General features: G+C 61.1%; 16 protein-coding genes. 15 read left to right on the top strand and 1 reads right to left on the bottom strand.

Annotated elements, in window-relative coordinates; all coding sequences use genetic code 11:
• Positions 1-19 precede the first annotated feature (19 nt).
• Positions 20-1,390: an amidase gene (locus AC07R0_RS18450; protein WP_495105908.1), complete on the bottom strand. Its 1,371-nt coding sequence runs from the start codon at positions 1,388-1,390 to the stop codon at positions 20-22.
• 175 nt (positions 1,391-1,565) lie between these two features.
• Here AC07R0_RS18450 and rpsB point away from each other — a divergent pair, with 175 nt between their 5' ends.
• From rpsB to rnhB, 15 genes are all read left to right on the top strand, one after another.
• Entirely contained in the window at positions 1,566-2,318 is a 753-nt protein-coding gene (gene rpsB / locus AC07R0_RS18445; RefSeq protein ID WP_490592642.1) for a 30S ribosomal protein S2, read from the top strand.
• A 91-nt stretch (positions 2,319-2,409) separates the two neighbouring features.
• Entirely contained in the window at positions 2,410-3,342 is a 933-nt protein-coding gene (gene tsf / locus AC07R0_RS18440; RefSeq protein ID WP_495077256.1) for a translation elongation factor Ts, read from the top strand.
• Between the two features lie 71 nt (positions 3,343-3,413).
• Entirely contained in the window at positions 3,414-4,136 is a 723-nt protein-coding gene (pyrH, locus tag AC07R0_RS18435) for a UMP kinase (RefSeq protein WP_490592644.1), read from the top strand.
• Between the two features lie 30 nt (positions 4,137-4,166).
• The gene (frr, locus tag AC07R0_RS18430) at positions 4,167-4,727 is read left to right on the top strand and encodes a ribosome recycling factor (RefSeq protein ID WP_495077257.1); all 561 of its coding nucleotides are present in this window, start codon (positions 4,167-4,169) and stop codon (positions 4,725-4,727) included.
• A gap of 68 nt (positions 4,728-4,795) precedes the next feature.
• A complete protein-coding gene (uppS, locus tag AC07R0_RS18425; RefSeq protein ID WP_495105907.1) occupies positions 4,796-5,512 on the top strand; it encodes a polyprenyl diphosphate synthase in 717 nt (238 codons plus the stop codon).
• A 9-nt stretch (positions 5,513-5,521) separates the two neighbouring features.
• Positions 5,522-6,373, top strand: coding sequence for a phosphatidate cytidylyltransferase (locus tag AC07R0_RS18420; protein WP_495105906.1), 852 nt, complete (start codon positions 5,522-5,524; stop codon positions 6,371-6,373).
• A 19-nt stretch (positions 6,374-6,392) separates the two neighbouring features.
• Positions 6,393-7,571 carry a 1-deoxy-D-xylulose-5-phosphate reductoisomerase gene (gene ispC, locus AC07R0_RS18415; RefSeq protein WP_495105905.1) on the top strand — a complete coding sequence of 393 codons (1,179 nt, stop codon included), beginning with the start codon at positions 6,393-6,395 and terminating at the stop codon, positions 7,569-7,571.
• Positions 7,572-7,591: 20 nt separating this feature from the next.
• Positions 7,592-8,953, top strand: a complete 1,362-nt coding sequence (gene rseP, locus AC07R0_RS18410) for an RIP metalloprotease RseP (protein WP_495105904.1) — start codon at positions 7,592-7,594, stop codon at positions 8,951-8,953.
• Between the two features lie 46 nt (positions 8,954-8,999).
• Positions 9,000-11,297 carry an outer membrane protein assembly factor BamA gene (gene bamA, locus AC07R0_RS18405; RefSeq protein WP_495077262.1) on the top strand — a complete coding sequence of 766 codons (2,298 nt, stop codon included), beginning with the start codon at positions 9,000-9,002 and terminating at the stop codon, positions 11,295-11,297.
• Entirely contained in the window at positions 11,297-11,818 is a 522-nt protein-coding gene (locus AC07R0_RS18400) for an OmpH/Skp family outer membrane protein (protein ID WP_495077263.1), read from the top strand. The genes bamA and AC07R0_RS18400 overlap by 1 nt, the downstream gene beginning before the upstream one ends.
• An 8-nt stretch (positions 11,819-11,826) precedes the next feature.
• On the top strand, positions 11,827-12,843 hold the full coding sequence (gene lpxD / locus AC07R0_RS18395; RefSeq protein ID WP_495105903.1) for a UDP-3-O-(3-hydroxymyristoyl)glucosamine N-acyltransferase: 1,017 nt from the start codon (positions 11,827-11,829) through the stop codon (positions 12,841-12,843).
• Positions 12,840-13,280: a 3-hydroxyacyl-ACP dehydratase FabZ gene (gene fabZ / locus AC07R0_RS18390; RefSeq protein WP_495077265.1), complete on the top strand. Its 441-nt coding sequence runs from the start codon at positions 12,840-12,842 to the stop codon at positions 13,278-13,280. Before lpxD ends, fabZ begins: the two co-directional genes overlap by 4 nt.
• A gap of 9 nt (positions 13,281-13,289) precedes the next feature.
• On the top strand, positions 13,290-14,078 hold the full coding sequence (gene lpxA, locus AC07R0_RS18385) for an acyl-ACP--UDP-N-acetylglucosamine O-acyltransferase (protein WP_495105902.1): 789 nt from the start codon (positions 13,290-13,292) through the stop codon (positions 14,076-14,078).
• Positions 14,078-15,226 (top strand): lipid-A-disaccharide synthase, encoded by a 1,149-nt coding sequence (gene lpxB / locus AC07R0_RS18380; protein ID WP_495105901.1) that lies wholly within the window; start codon positions 14,078-14,080, stop codon positions 15,224-15,226. Before lpxA ends, lpxB begins: the two co-directional genes overlap by 1 nt.
• On the top strand, positions 15,198-15,836 hold the full coding sequence (rnhB, locus tag AC07R0_RS18375) for a ribonuclease HII (RefSeq protein ID WP_310370296.1): 639 nt from the start codon (positions 15,198-15,200) through the stop codon (positions 15,834-15,836). The genes lpxB and rnhB overlap by 29 nt, the downstream gene beginning before the upstream one ends.
• The last annotated feature ends 25 nt before the right edge of the window (positions 15,837-15,861 follow it).

Below are 15,861 nucleotides of genomic sequence, written 5' to 3'. Positions count from 1 at the left end.
TCGTCTGCGCAGGTAGCTATTAAAACTGTAGTGCTTGCTCGGCCTGCAATGCCAGGCCGAGCAGGGCATCATCGCGCATCGCGGTACTCCACAGCATCAGGCCGGTTGGTAGTTCATCGCGCGTATGGCAGGGCAGGGAGATGGCGCAGCCGTCCAGCATGTTCACCACGCTGGTATTGCGCAACAACAGGCCGTTGGCGTGGAAGAAGGCGTCGTCGCGCGCCGTGCCCGGTGCCATATGCGAGATGGGTGGCGCCACGATGGGCACGGTGGGCGAGACCACGGCGTCAAAGCCGCGCAAGGCGGCCTCCATCTGTGTGATCCAGGCGGCGCGTGCTTCTACCAGCTCGAAATACTCGAAGGCCCGCATCTGCGCACCGCGTTCTATGCGCACCAGTACCCGGGGGTCGTAGGCGGCGCGCGTGAGCGGGCCACGGCCCAGCAGAGGGCGGTGCCAGATATACGACTCTACCGCCGAGAAGCCACCGGTTTGCTGGATGCGGGCCAACTCGTTGACTGGCTCCAGAGGGAGCTCCACCAGCGTGGCGCCGGTATCACGCAGGCGCTGCAGCGCGCGCTCGAAGGCGCGGGCCACGGTGGAGTCCAGGTTGTCTAGCAGGATGTTGTTGGCCACGGCAATGCGGTATTGCGACAGCGGTGCGTCGCTGAGCGCCACGCTGCGCTGGGCCAGGATTTCATGGGCCAGCACGGCGTCACGCGTGCTGCGGGTCAGCGCGCAGACCGTGTCCAGCGTACTGGACAAGGGGATGGCGCCGGTCGTAGGTACCAGCCGGGTCGTGCTTTTGAAGCCCACGATGCCGTTCAGCGCGGCCGGGATGCGGATCGAGCCGCCGGTGTCCGAGCCCAGCCCGATGAAAGCCGCACCGGTGGCCACCGACACCGCAGCGCCCGACGATGAGCCGCCCGGCACCCGCGCCACGGGGCCTACGGTACGGGCGCCCGCAGGCTGGTTGTAGCGGCCATCCCAGGCGGCCGGTGTGTCGAAGTGCGGGTTGGTACCCACGCCGGAAAAAGCGAACTCCACCATGTGGGTGCGGCCCAGGATGGCGCCGCCAGCGGCCTGCAGGCGCGCCACGGCGGGGCTGTCGGCTGCGGCAGCGGGTCGGTCGGCCAGCACCGTGGAGCCGGCGCTGCTGACTTCGCCAGCCACATCGAACAGGTCTTTGACCGACACCGCCAGGCCGGCCAGCGGTGTTTCTATGATGCGGGGCTGTGCGGCCACGCTGCGGGCGGTATCAAAGCGGGTATGCAGAAAAGCGCTTTTGCATGCATCCGACTGGGCGATGGCGATCGACCGTTCCAGCTCTTTCAGGGGGGTGGACTGCTGCGATTGGAGTTTCAGGCGGGTGGCGACAAGGTCTGTAAACATGGTGTGGCGTGGAGCGTGCTACACTCCTTGGGTTTTGCTGATCGGTCAGAATCGTTTGACTGTTGCAGTAAAACTAATCGCAAACCAGTCCATTCAAGGTGTTGCGCTGACTTTGAGTATCTCAAAACAGTTGCAAATCGGACTGAATTTTAGACACAACCTTACGGAGAACTCCATGTCTGTCACCATGCGCGAAATGTTAGAAGCCGGCGTCCATTTTGGTCACCAAACCCGCTTCTGGAACCCCAAGATGGCCCCGTTCATCTTCGGTCACCGCAACAAAATTCACATCATCAACCTGGAAAAATCGCTGCCGATGTTCCAGGACGCGGCCAAGTTCGCCAAGCAACTGACCGCCAATCGTGGCACCATCCTGATGGTCGGTACCAAGCGCCAAGCCCGCGAAATCGTCGCTGGTGAAGCTGCTCGCGCTGGCGTGCCTTTCGTTGACCAACGTTGGTTGGGCGGCATGCTGACCAACTTCAAGACGGTCAAGACCTCGATCAAGCGTCTGAAGGACATGAAGATCCAGCAAGAAGCCGGTCTGGACAGCATGAGCAAGAAAGAACAGCTGATGTTTGCCCGCGAAATGGCCAAGCTGGAAAAAGACATCGGTGGCATCCAGGATATGACCACCTTGCCAGACGCGATCTTCGTGATCGACGTTGGCTACCACAAGATTGCCATCGCTGAAGCCCGCAAGCTGGGCATTCCGCTGATCGGCGTGGTCGATACCAACCACTCGCCCGAAGGCATTGACTACGTAATCCCAGGCAACGATGACTCCTCCAAGGCTGTCACTTTGTACGCCCGTGGTATCGCTGACGCCATCATCGAAGGCCGTAACAACGCCGCCAGCGACGTGGTCAAGGCCGTGGCTGCTGAAACTGCCGACGAATTCGTGGAAGTGAGCGAAGCCGCTGCCTAAGCGCTTCTCCATTGCGCGGTTCGCCGCCATGAAAGAGGGGCGCAAGCCCCCTTTTTTTTACTAATTTTTTTGATTTAAGACGGAGAGAAATATGGCTGCAATTACCGCAAGCATGGTCGCTGAACTGCGTGGCAAGACCGATGCTCCCATGATGGAATGCAAGAAGGCCCTGACCGAAGCCGAAGGCGACATGGCCAAGGCTGAAGAACTGCTGCGCGTCAAGCTCGGCAGCAAGGCTGGCAAGGCCGCATCGCGCGTGACCGCTGAAGGCGTGGTGACCAGCTACTTCGAAGGCACCGGATCGGCATCTGTGGGCGCTCTGCTGGAAGTGAACTGCGAAACCGACTTCGTGACCAAGAACGACAGCTTCCTGGCTCTGGCCCAAGGTGCGGTGCAATTGATCGCCAAGCACAACCCAGCCGATGTGGCTGCCCTGAGCGCCCTGGCTTACGAGCAAGACGGTTTCGGCCCCACGCTGGAAGATGTGCGCAAGGGTCTGATCGGCAAGATCGGCGAAAACATGACCTTCCGCCGCTTCAAGCAATTCTCCGGCTCCAAGCTGGCGGGTTACCTGCACGGCACGCGCATCGGCGTGGTGGTTGAGTTCGAAGGCGACGAAGTGGCGGCCAAGGATGTCGCGATGCACATCGCCGCCATGAAGCCCGTGGCCCTGACCAGCGCTGACGTGCCTGCCGACTTGATCGCCAAGGAGCGTTCCGTGGCAGCTGCCAAGGCCGCTGAAGACGCTGCTGTGGCAGTGGCCGCCGGCAAGCCTGTGCAGTCCGACGAAATCGTTGCCAAGCGCATCGAAGGCGGCGTGCAGAAGTACCTGAAGGAAGTCTCGTTGTTCAACCAGAGCTTCGTCAAGAACGACAAGCAAACTGTGGAGCAAATGCTCAAGGCGGCTTCGACCAATGTCAAATCATTCACCCTGTACGTGGTGGGTGAAGGCATTGAAAAGAAAGTTGACGACTTTGCTGCCGAAGTAGCGGCGCAAGTGGCTGCAGCCAAGGCTACGGCCTAAGTCCTGTTCCAGACATCTACGCGAAACACTTTGCCCCTACCATTTTTCATCCAACCATCCAAGGAGTTTCAATGACCCAAGCCCAACCAGCCTACAAGCGTATCTTGCTCAAGCTGTCGGGGGAGGCACTCATGGGAGACGACCAATTCGGTATTAACCGTGACACCATCGTGCGTATGGTGGAAGAGGTCGCCGAAGTCACCCGCTTGGGTGTGGAGGTTGCGGTGGTGATCGGTGGCGGCAATATTTTCCGTGGTGTGGCGGGCGGCTCGGTCGGTATGGACCGCGCCACCGCCGATTACATGGGCATGTTGGCCACGGTGATGAACGCATTGGCATTGGCCGATGCGATGAACAAGGCCGGCCTGACAGCGCGTGTGATGTCTGCCATCGCCATCGACCAGGTGGTCGAGCCCTATGTGCGGCCCAAGGCTTTGCAGTACCTGGAAGAGGGCAAGGTCGTGGTGTTTGCCGCCGGTACTGGCAACCCATTTTTCACCACCGATACGGCTGCAGCTTTGCGCGGCGCGGAGATCGGTGCGCAGGTGGTGCTCAAGGCCACCAAGGTGGATGGCGTGTACACCGCCGACCCCAAGAAGGACCCCTCGGCAACCCGTTACGCCAGCCTGTCCTTCGATGAAGCCATGTCGCAAAACCTGGGCATCATGGACGCAACGGCCTTTGCCTTGTGCCGTGACCAGAAGTTGCCGATCAAGGTGTTTTCCATCTTCAAGCACGGTGCGCTCAAGCGTGTGGTGATGGGTGAAGATGAGGGCACCCTGGTCCATGCCTGACCCTGTGTGCAGGCCCCTGAGGAGAAAAGCATGACTATCGCCGACGTTAAAACCAATCTGCAAGCCAAGATGGACCAGTCCATCGTGGCATTCAAGAACAACCTGGCCAAGATCCGTACGGGTCGCGCCAATCCCGCTTTGCTGGATACCGTACAAGTGGAGTATTACGGCTCCATGGTGCCTATCAGCCAGGTGGCCAATGTGTCGCTGATCGATTCGCGCACCATTGGTGTTCAGCCCTGGGAAAAGAACATGGCGTCCAAGGTCGAAAAGGCCATCCGTGACAGCCATCTGGGTTTGAACCCCGCTTCGTTGGGTGACCTGATCCGCGTGCCCATGCCGGCCATGAGCGAAGAGCGCCGCAAGGAACTCACCAAGCTGGCACGCACCGAAGGTGAAAGCGCCAAGATCGTGGTGCGCAGTGTGCGCCGCGATGCCAACGAAGCCGTGAAGAAGCTGGTCAAGGACAAGCTTGCCTCCGAAGACGACCAGAAGCGTGCTGAAGCCGATGTGCAAAAGATCACCGACCGCCACATCGCCGAAATTGACCAACTGGTGGTTGCCAAAGAGCAGGACATCATGGCCGTCTAGCATGTGGAGCATCCCCGGTCTTTATGCAGTCGGTTCCACGGTGTTTTTGACAGGGGTTGATTTTTAACATGGCTACTTCTCTATCTTCGGTTCCCGGCCATATTGCCATCGTCATGGATGGCAATGGCCGCTGGGCCACGCGGCGCTTCATGCCGCGCATTGCCGGTCACCACCAGGGTGTGGATTCTTTGCGTCGCTGCGTGCAGGCTTGCCTGGACCGTGGTGTCGGCGTGCTGACCGTGTTTGCGTTTTCCTCCGAGAACTGGGACCGTCCGGCAGAAGAGGTTTCGGGGTTGATGTCCTTGATGGTTGGTGTGCTGGCCAAGGAAGTCGCCAAGCTCAAGGCCAATGGTGTGCAGTTGCACTTCGTGGGCGACCTTGGCGCCTTGTCGGAAAAGGTCCGCAATGGCCTGCTGGAAGCCGAGAAGGCGACGGCCGACAACACCCGGTTGGTGCTCAACATCTGTTTCAACTACGGTGGTCGCTGGGATATTGCTCAGGCCGCGCGCAAACTTGCTGCGACGGGCGAGGCCATCACCGAGAAAAGCCTGGACCGCGCCATGGCCCTGGCGCATTCGCCGGACCCGGATCTGCTGATACGCACCGGCGGTGAGTTCCGCATCAGTAACTTCCTGATCTGGCAGGCCGCATATTCCGAGCTGGTCTTCAGCGACAAGCTGTGGCCCGAATTCGATGAAGCCGCGCTGGACGAGGCGATTGCCGTTTACAGCCGCCGTGAACGCCGCTTTGGCAAAACCTCGGAGCAGGTGGCTACGCCCACCTGATCACCTTCCATGCTGTTGCAACGTGTCATCACGGCCATCGTTCTGTTGGCGATTCTTTTGCCTGCGCTGTTTTATCCAGCACCCGAGCCGCTATGTCTGCTGGCCGTCGTGGCGATAGTCGCAGCCGCCTGGGAGTGGGGTCGCATGAATGGCTTGAGCCAGGCCAAATCTTTGGGCTTGGGCCTGCTGATGGCACTGGCCTGCGCCGTGTCCTGGTTGATGGGTTTGCTGACCGCGCATACCCCGATGCTGTGGACCGTGGTCGGTGCAGCCTGGGTGCTGGTGGGTGCCTGGCTGCTGCGTGGCGGCGTGGATGGGTGGGGACGCATCCCTGGCGTCGTGCGTGGCACGGTGGGGTTTGCCGCCCTGTGGGTCGCTTGGCTGGCTATGTGCCAAGCCCGCGTGGTGGGCATTAACTTTCTGCTGTCGGCGCTGGTGCTGGTTTGGGTGGCCGACATCTTTGCCTACTTTGCAGGGCGCGCCTTCGGCACCAAATTTTTCAAGAACAAACTGGCTCCCGCCATCAGCCCCGGCAAGAGTTGGGAAGGTGTGTGCGGTGGTATGTTGGGGGTTGTGGTGTTGGCGTTTGCCTGGGTGGCCGCAGATAGTGCGAACCACGTCACGGTGGCCAGTCTGTACACCCGCCTGGCGGAGCGCAGCAATGTGCTGTTGTTGTTGGCGGCCTTGTTCCTGGCCGCCATGAGTGTGGCGGGGGATTTGATCGAGTCTCTGGTCAAGCGCAGCGCCGGTGTGAAAGACAGCAGTGGTTTGTTGCCCGGTCACGGCGGTGTGCTGGACCGGGTGGATGCCTTGCTGCCAATCCTGCCGCTGGTGATGATGTTGGCCTCCGCTGTAGGCTAATGAACCCATGAAGCAGGGTATGAAACAGGTTTTGACGATTTTGGGTTCTACCGGCTCGGTGGGTACCAGCACGCTGGATGTGGTGGCCCGCCATCCCGAGCGCTTTGAGGTTTTCGCTCTGACGGCGGCGACCCAGGTGGATTTGATGCTGCAGCAATGCGTGCAGTTCAAACCCCGTTTTGCCGTGATGGCCAGCGTACCGCATGCCGAACTGCTGGTCCGAAAATTTAAGGAAATAAGCCTTCCAACGCAGGTATTGTCTGCGCCAGCAGCTATTGAAATGGTAGCGTCGCATGAAGATGTGAACGCGGTGATGGCGGCCATCGTCGGGGCTGCTGGCTTGGCCCCTTGTCTGGCCGCGGCCCGCGCCGGCAAGCGTTTGCTGTTGGCAAATAAAGAGGCGTTGGTGGTCGGCGGCGAGGTGTTTCTGGCGGCGGTAAAAGAAGGCGGTGCGCTGCTGCTGCCTATCGACAGCGAACATTCCGCGGTGTTCCAGTCGCTGCCTGAAGACCCGGCGGTCTGGCCACGGCGCATCGAGAAGATCATGCTGACATCGTCGGGCGGCCCCTTCCGTACCCGTGACCCGGCCACGTTGCGCGATGTCACGCCAGAGCAGGCTTGTGCCCATCCCAACTTCGCCATGGGCCGCAAGATCTCGGTGGACTCGGCCACCATGATGAACAAGGCGCTGGAGGTGATCGAGGCCAAGTACCTGTTTGGCGTCACGCCTGAGCAGATCGAGGTGGTCATCCATCCGCAGCAAATCATCCATTCCATGGTGCAGTTCCATGATGCCTCGGTAATGGCCCAGCTGGGCACGCCGGATATGCGGGTGCCGATTGCCTACGGCCTGTCCTGGCCGGAGCGCATCGAGAGCGGCACGGCGCGGCTGGACTTCGCCAAGATGGCGGCGATGACTTTTGAGCTGCCTGATTTTCAACGCTTCCCTTGTCTGCAGTTGGCCTGGGAGAGTTTGCGTGCGCCGTCTGGTACCTGCGCGGTACTGAATGCGGCCAACGAGGTGGCGGTCGCCGCGTTTCTGGACCGGCGTATCCGCTTCGACCAAATTCATTCCATTAATCTTGCAACTTTGGCGGCAGTACAGCCGTCCAAGCCGCAGACGCTGGAAGATTTGCTGGTGTTGGACGCGCAATCGCGCGCCGCTGCACAGCAGACCGTATCGCGTCTGCAAATCTAGAAATCTAGTAAAGGACTGCCATGTTGACCATAGTGGCTTTTGTCGTGGCGCTGGGCTTGTTGATTGCCGTGCACGAGTACGGCCACTACCGCATGGCTGTGGCCTGTGGCGTCAAGGTGCTGCGCTTTTCCGTGGGCTTTGGCCAGCCCTTGTTACGCTGGCAGCCCAAGGGTTCACCGACCGAATTCGTGCTGGGGGCATTTCCCCTGGGCGGTTACGTGAAGATGCTGGACGAGCGCGAAGCGCCCGTGGCGCCGGCAGAGCGTCACCTGGCTTTCAACACCCAGACCCTGGCCAAGCGGGCGGCCATCGTGGCGGCTGGGCCCTTGGCCAATTTGTTGTTGGCGGTATTGCTGTACGGCGTCGTCAATTGGAGTGGTGTAGACGAAGCCCGCGCAGTGCTGGCCAGCCCGGGCATAGGCTCGGTGGCGGAAAAGGCTGGCGTGCAGGGCGGCGAAGTTGTCACCCGTGCCGGCTGGGACGGTGAAGAGCTGGACGACGTCCAGTCCTTTGACGACCTGCGCTGGCTGCTGACGCGCGGCGCGCTGGATGGCCGCGATGTGCGTCTGGAATTGGCTTCGAACGAACATGGCGCCCGCCGCGAAGTCGTCATGGGCCTGGCCAGCCTGCATGCCCAGGATGCGGATGCCCAACTGTTCCGCACCATAGGTGTGGTGGGGCCTTGGACGCGTCCGTTGCTGGGAGATGTGACGACTGATGGAGCCGGCGCCCGTTCCGGTTTGCAGCGCGGTGACCTCGTCGTGCAGGTCGGCGCCACGCCGATTGTGGATGGCCAACAGTTGCGCGCGGTGATACGCGCCTCCTTGGTGGACGGCCAGCCGCTGGCGCAGACCTGGCGCGTGGAGCGTGCGGGCCACATGCTGGATGTGACCGTCACACCGGACATCAAGCCCGAGGGCCTGCAGTCGGTGGGCCGCATTGGCGCCTATGTGGGCGCCCCGCCTGAAATGGTGACCATTCGTTACGGGTTGGTCGAGGGGCTGTGGCGCGGTGTGGAGCGCACCTGGGAGGTGTCCGGCCTGACCTTGCGCATGATGGGCCGCATGCTGGTGGGCGACGCCTCCATCAAGAATCTGAGTGGCCCCTTGTCCGTGGCCGAGTACGCGGGCAAGTCGGCCAGTCTAGGCTTTACACAGTATCTGGTGTTCTTGGCGTTGATTAGTGTGAGTCTGGGCGTGCTGAACCTGCTGCCCGTGCCCATACTCGATGGTGGGCACCTGTTGTATTATCTTTGGGAGGCCGTGACAGGCAAATCCGTATCTGACGCCTGGATGGAGCGCTTGCAACGCGGAGGTGGTGCGGTGCTGTTGCTCATGATGTCCATTGCGCTGTTTAACGATGTCAACCGCCTCTTTGGCTAACATTCAATCGCTGAGCTGCTCTGCAGGTTTGGCAAGACCCTTATCCATGAAAAACCACTTTAATAGCTTTCGCCTGCGGTCTTTGTCGGCTGCTGCGGCTTTGATTTTTGTCGCCAATACGGCCTGGGCCGTGACACCGTTTGCCGTGCGTGACATCCGCATCGAAGGCCTGCAACGTGTAGAGCCCGGCACTGTTTTCGCATCTTTACCTTTCCGTGTGGGTGATACCTACAACGACGAACAGGGCTCGGCGGCCATCCGCACCTTGTTTGCTTTGGGGCTGTTCAAGGACGTGCGCCTGGAAGTGAATGGCGATGTGCTGGTGGTAGTGGTGGAAGAGCGCCCGACGATCGCCGACGTGGAGTTTGTCGGCTCCAAAGAGTTTGACAAGGACGCACTGAAGAAGTCCATGCGCGATGTGGGCTTGACCGATGGCCGTCCTTTCGACAAGGCCTTGGCCGACCGCGCTGAGCAAGAGCTCAAGCGCCAGTACATCAACAAGAGCCTGTATGCGGCCACCGTGGTGACTACCGTCACGCCGGTGGAGCGCAACCGCGTCAACCTGACCTTCACGATCACCGAAGGCGAGCCGGCCAAGATCAAGGACATCCATATCGTAGGCGCCAAAGCCATCGAGGAGTCCACCCTGCGCGGCCTGTTTGAACTGGACACCGGCGGCTGGCTCAGCTGGTATACCAAGTCGGATCGCTATACCCGTGCCAAGCTCAACGCCGATATCGAGACCTTGCGTTCCTACTACTTGTCGCGCGGTTTCCTGGAGTTCAAGGTGGACTCGACCCAGGTAGCGATTTCACCTGACAAGCAGGACATGTCTATCACCATCAACATCACCGAAGGTGAGCGTTTTGTGGTGTCCGCCGTGCGCCTGGAAGGCAACTACCTGGGCAAGGAAGACGAGTTCAAATCTCTGGTCAGTATCAAGCCCGGTGAAGCTTACAACGCCGACCTGGTCGCCAAGACCACCAAGGCGTTCAAGGATAACTTTGGCAGCTTCGGCTTTGCCTTTGCCCAGGTTGAGGCCCGTCCAGAAATCGACCGTGCCACCAACCGCGTGGTGCTGGTGCTGCAGGCCGAACCTTCGCGTCGCGCCTATGTGCGCAAGGTGAATGTGGCCGGCAACAGCCGCACGCGTGACGAAGTCATCCGCCGAGAATTCCGCCAGTTCGAATCGTCCTGGTATGACGGTGACAAGATCAAGCTGTCGCGCGACCGCGTGGACCGTCTGGGTTATTTCAAGGAGGTTGGCGTAGAGACGCAGGACGTGGCCGGTTCGCCCGACCAAGTGGACCTGCAGATCAATGTGGAAGAGAAATCCTCCGGCAGCATCCAGCTGGGTGCAGGCTTCTCCAGCGCTGAAAAGCTGGCGCTGTCGTTCAGCATCAAGCAGGAAAACGCCTTCGGCTCGGGCAACTACCTGGGCCTGGAAGTCAACACCAGCAAATACAACCAGGTGGTGGTGGTCAGCACGGTCGATCCGTATTTCACCAACAGCGGTATTTCACGCTCGATCGACGTGTTCCACCGCGCCACCAAGCCCTATAACGACCAGGGCGGTAACTACCAACTGGTGACCCAGGGCGCGGGCTTGCGTTTCGGCGTGCCGTTCAGTGAGCTGGACACCATCTACTTCGGCGCCAGCCTGGAGCGCACCACCATCAAGCCAGGTACCAATATCCCGGCTGCCTATTTGGCGTACGCCGAGAAATTTGGCTACACAAGTTCGGCTTTTCCCTTGACCGTGGGTTGGTCGCGTGACAACCGCGACAGCACCTTGGCGCCCAGTTCCGGTATCTACCAGCGCTTCAACACCGAAGCTGGCTTGTTCGGCGATGCCCGCTATCTGCGCAGCAACTACCAGTACCAGCAGTATGTGCCTTTGACCAAGCAGTTCACCTTTGCCTTCAACGGTGAGCTGGGCTATGGCAAGGGCCTGGGCGGTGAGCCATTCCCGGTGTTCAAGAACTTCTACGGCGGTGGCCTGGGTTCGGTGCGTGGTTTTGAGCAGGGTACGCTGGGGCCACGTGACGTGACGGGCTCGGTCATTGGTGGTCCGAAGAAGTTCACCTTGAACACCGAAATCCAGTCGCCGTTCCCCGGTGCTGGTAATGACCGTACCCTGCGTTTGTTCGCATTTGCCGACGTTGGCAACGTCTACGGCGAAGACCAGAAAATGAGCTTCAGCGACATGCGGGCATCCACCGGCGTGGGCCTGAGCTGGATTTCTCCGGTCGGTCCGCTTCGCCTGGCTTATGCCAAACCGATACGTAAATTCGCTGGCGATAGAATCCAGTCCTTGCAATTCCAAATAGGCACGTCTTTCTAATGAAGAAATTTCTACGCAACTGGGGCTCCGGCATTGTTCTGGGAGCCATGCTTCTGTCGGCACACGCGCAGGCAGACGAGTTCCGCGTTGGATTTGTCAACACGGACCGTATCTTCCGCGAGTCTGCGGCCGCCAAAGCAGCCCAGTCCAAGCTGGAACAAGAGTTCTCCAAGCGCGAAAAAGAACTGACCGATGCGGGTTCGGTGCTCAAGGCCGCCTCAGACAAGTTCGAGCGTGAAGCTACGACCCTGGCCGAAAGCCAGCGTACGTCGCGCCAGAAGCAGCTGGTCGACCAAGACCGCGAATTCCAGCGCAAGCGCCGTGAGTTCCAGGAAGATCTGAATTCCCGCAAGAACGAAGAGCTGCAGCAGGTCCTGGAAAAGGCCAACAAGGTCATCAAGCAAGTGGCAGAGACTGAAAAGTACGATGCCGTTCTGCAAGAGGCCGTCTACATCAACCCCAAGTACGACATCACTGACAAGGTCATCAAGGCCTTGAATGCGACGACGGGCGCTAAATAATTGAAGTGATGACGGGGGCTTCCAGCGTGGTGTTGCGCCTTGGCGCGATCGTGGAGGCCCTGGGGGGCGAGTTGCATGGTGATGCATATCTGGCCATTACCGGCATTGCGCCCCTGGAGTCTGCGACTGCCAGTCAGATCGCCTTTCTCAGCAATCCCAAATACCAGCAGCAGCTGGCGCATTCCCAAGCTGGGTGTGTGATCGTCGGCCCTACCCAGCGCGACATGGCGCTGGCGCGTGGTGCCTGCATCGTGGCCGATGCGCCATATCTGTATTTCGCCAAACTCACCCAGTTATGGAAGCGCCAGCGCGCGGCCGCGCAATCGCCGGGCATACACCCCAGTGCCGTGGTGGACCCGAGTGCCGACATCGACCCGACGGCCACCATCGGCCCGCTGTGCGTGGTGGAGCGCGGTGCGCGCATCGGCGCCGGTACGGTGCTCAAGTCCCGCGTCACCCTGGGTGAAGACTGTAGTGTCGGCGCGCGCTGCCTGCTGCATGCGGGTGTGGTGATCGGTGCCGATGGCTTCGGCTTTGCGCCGAATGCCGGCGCATGGGAAAAGATCGAACAGCTGGGCGCGGTGCGCATCGGCGACGACGTGGAAATCGGCGCAAATACCTGCATAGACCGGGGTGCGCTGGACGACACCGTGATTGGCAACGGCGTCAAGCTCGACAACCTGATCCAGATCGGCCACAACGTGCAGATAGGCGAACACACTGCCATGGCCGGCTGTGTCGGTGTGGCCGGCAGCGCCCACATCGGCGCGCATTGCACTGTGGGCGGCGGGGCTATCGTGCTGGGCCATCTGGCGCTGGCCGACCGTGTCAACATCTCTGCGGCCACGGTGGTGACCCGTTCCATTGCCCAACCCGGCCACTACACCGGCATGTTTCCGATCGATGAAAACAGCAAGTGGGAAAAGAATGCCGCTTCCCTGAAACAGCTGCACAGTTTGCGTGATCGTTTGAAAGCGGTCGAAAAATCACTAGAACAACATTTGAAGAGCCTAGAAACACCATGATGGACATCCACCAAATCCTCAAGCAGCTGCCCCACCGTTACCCCTTTCTGATGGTGGACCGGGTGGTGAGCATCGACAAATCCAAGTCCATCCGCGCGTTCAAGAACGTCACCATCAACGAACCGTTTTTCCAGGGCCATTTCCCGCGCCGTCCGGTCATGCCCGGCGTGCTGATGCTGGAAGCGCTGGCCCAGGCTGCTGCTTTGCTGGCTTTTGATGCATTGGGTAAATCGCCCGAGGATGACACCGTCTACTACTTTGCCGCCATCGACAACGCCCGCTTCAAGCGCCCGGTCGAGCCCGGCGACCAGCTGATGCTGGACGTGGAACTGGTGCGCATGAAGTCCGGTATCTTCAAATTCAAGGGCAAGGGCACCGTGGGTGAAGAGCTGGCGGTCGAAGCCGAGCTGACCTGCGCGATGCGCACTATCGCCTAAGGACTGCGTGTGACCGCTATCCACGCTACTGCCCTGGTGGACCCGTCGGCCCAGCTGGACCCTACGGTCAGCGTCGGCCCGTACACCGTGATCGGCCCGTATGTGCAGATCGGCGCCGGCACCACGGTCGGCCCACATTGCGTCATCGAAGGCCACACCACGATAGGCCGTGACAACCGCATCTTCCAGTTCAACTCCCTTGGCGCAGTGCCACAGGACAAGAAGTACGCCGGTGAACCCACCGAACTGCAGATCGGTGATCGCAACGTCATCCGCGAGTTCTGCACCTTCAACCTCGGCACGGTACAGGATGCCGGCGTGACCCGTATTGGCGACGACAACTGGATCATGGCCTATGTGCACATCGCGCACGACTGCCAGTTGGGCAACCAGATCACCATGGCCAACAACACCACGCTGGCCGGCCATGTGCAGATAGGTGATTGGGCCACGATTGGCGGCCTTACTGGCGTGCTGCAGCGCATGCGTATCGGCGCCCACACCATGGTCGGCTTTGCCAGCCATGTGAACAAGGACGTACCGCCCTTCATGGTGGTGGATGGCCACCCGCTGGAAGTACGCGCGGTCAATCTGGTGGGCCTGAAGCGGCGTGATTTTTCGGATGCGAGCCTGAAGGCCATCCGCGAGATGCACAAGCTGATCTACCGCCAGGGCAAGACCCTGGACGAAGCCCGTGCCGCGATCCAGGCCCTGGCGACCCAGATGCCCGAAGCCGCGGCGGACATCGCGCTGATGGACGACTTCCTCGGCTCTTCCGTCAGCGGCATCGCCCGCTAATGTCCGCTCCCCGTATCGCCATGGTGGCCGGCGAGGCCTCTGGCGACTTGCTGGCGGGTCTGGTGCTGGACGGTTTGCGCGCGCGCTGGCCCGATCTGCAATCCACCGGCATAGGTGGTCCCCAGATGGCCAAGCGCGGCTTCCAGGCGGCCTGGCCCAGCGACAAGCTGGCCGTGCATGGCTACAACATGGACGTGTTTCTGCGTCTGTATGAGCTGATCAACATCCGCAAGCAGCTGCGCGAACGCCTGCTGCAAGAGCGCCCGGCGGTGTTCATCGGCGTGGATGCGCCCGACTTCAACCTGGGCCTGGAAGCCGCGCTGAAGGCCCAGGGCGTGCCCACCGTGCATTTCGTCTGCCCGTCGATCTGGGCCTGGCGCGCGGAGCGGGTAGAGAAGATCCGCCGTGCGGCCGACCATGTGCTGTGCATCTTCCCCTTCGAGCCGGCCCTGCTGGCCGAGCACGGCATTGCCGCCACCTATGTCGGCCACCCGCTGGCCAGCGTGATCCCGCTCAACCCCGACCGCGCAGCCGCACGGCAGAAGCTGGGCCTAGACGCTGCTGACGATGTGGTTGCCATCCTGCCTGGCAGCCGGCAGTCCGAAATCAAATACCTGGCTTTGCGGTTCTTTCAGGCTGCGGCGCAGATGCTGCTTGCGCGGCCAGCTATTAAATTTGTAGTGCCGGCGATCCCCTCGTTAAAAGAGCGGATCGAAGCCATCGCCGCCCAGGCCGGTATGGCCGGGCGCGTGCAGATTGTCGCCGGCCAGTCGCACACCGTGCTGGCAGCCTGCGATGTGACCCTGATCGCCAGCGGCACGGCCACGCTGGAGGCGGCGCTGTTCAAGCGGCCCATGGTCATCGCCTACAACATGCACTGGCTGTCCTGGAAGCTGATGCAGCGCAAGCAGCTGCAGCCCTGGGTCGGACTGCCGAACATCTTGTGCGCTGACTTCGTGGTGCCCGAGCTGCTGCAGGACGCGGCCACGCCCCAGGCGCTGGCCAAGGCCACACTGCAGTGGCTGGACGCCAAGGGCTCTGCGAAAATCGCCGCTCTTGAAGAAAAATTCACCGCGCTGCACCACACGCTACAGCGCGACACCGCCCAGCTTGCCACCCATGCCATCGAAAAAATCATCCGCACCTGAACAGGTTCCGCTGGCCTGGAGCCCGCGCGGCCTGGTCGCCGGTGTGGACGAAGCTGGGCGGGGGCCGTTGGCCGGGCCGGTGGTAGCCGCGGCGGTGATCCTGGACGATTTGCGCCCCATCCGCGGCCTGGCCGATTCCAAGAAGCTCACGGCCAAACGGCGCGAGCAGCTGTTCGACGAAATCCTGGCCAAGGCCTTGTGCTGCTCGATTGCCGAAGCCAGCGTGGAAGAAATCGAAAAGCTGAACATCCTGCAGGCCACCATGCTGGCCATGCAGCGCGCCGTCACCGGACTGCGCCTCAAGCCCGGCCATGTGCTGGTCGACGGCAACCGCCTGCCCACGCTGAGCATGACCAGCGACGCCATCGTCAAAGGCGACTCCCTGGTGCCGGCGATCTCGGCGGCCTCCATCCTGGCCAAGGTGACGCGGGACCGCTGGTGCGCCCAGGTCGATCTGGACTACCCACAGTACGGCTTTGCCGGCCACAAGGGCTATGGCACGGCCGCCCACCTGGCGGCGCTGCAAGCCCATGGCGCCTGCCCGCTGCACCGAAAAACTTTTGCCCCCGTGACTTCCATGCTTGGGCGGCAGAGCCGTCCCGAAGCATGAAAGCCACTCTAGGTTCAACGCAGGT

This window comes from Rhodoferax sp. GW821-FHT07F03 (assembly GCF_059418745.1).
Note: the sequence above shows the minus strand (reverse complement) of the source record. Positions and strands in the feature narration are given on the sequence as shown.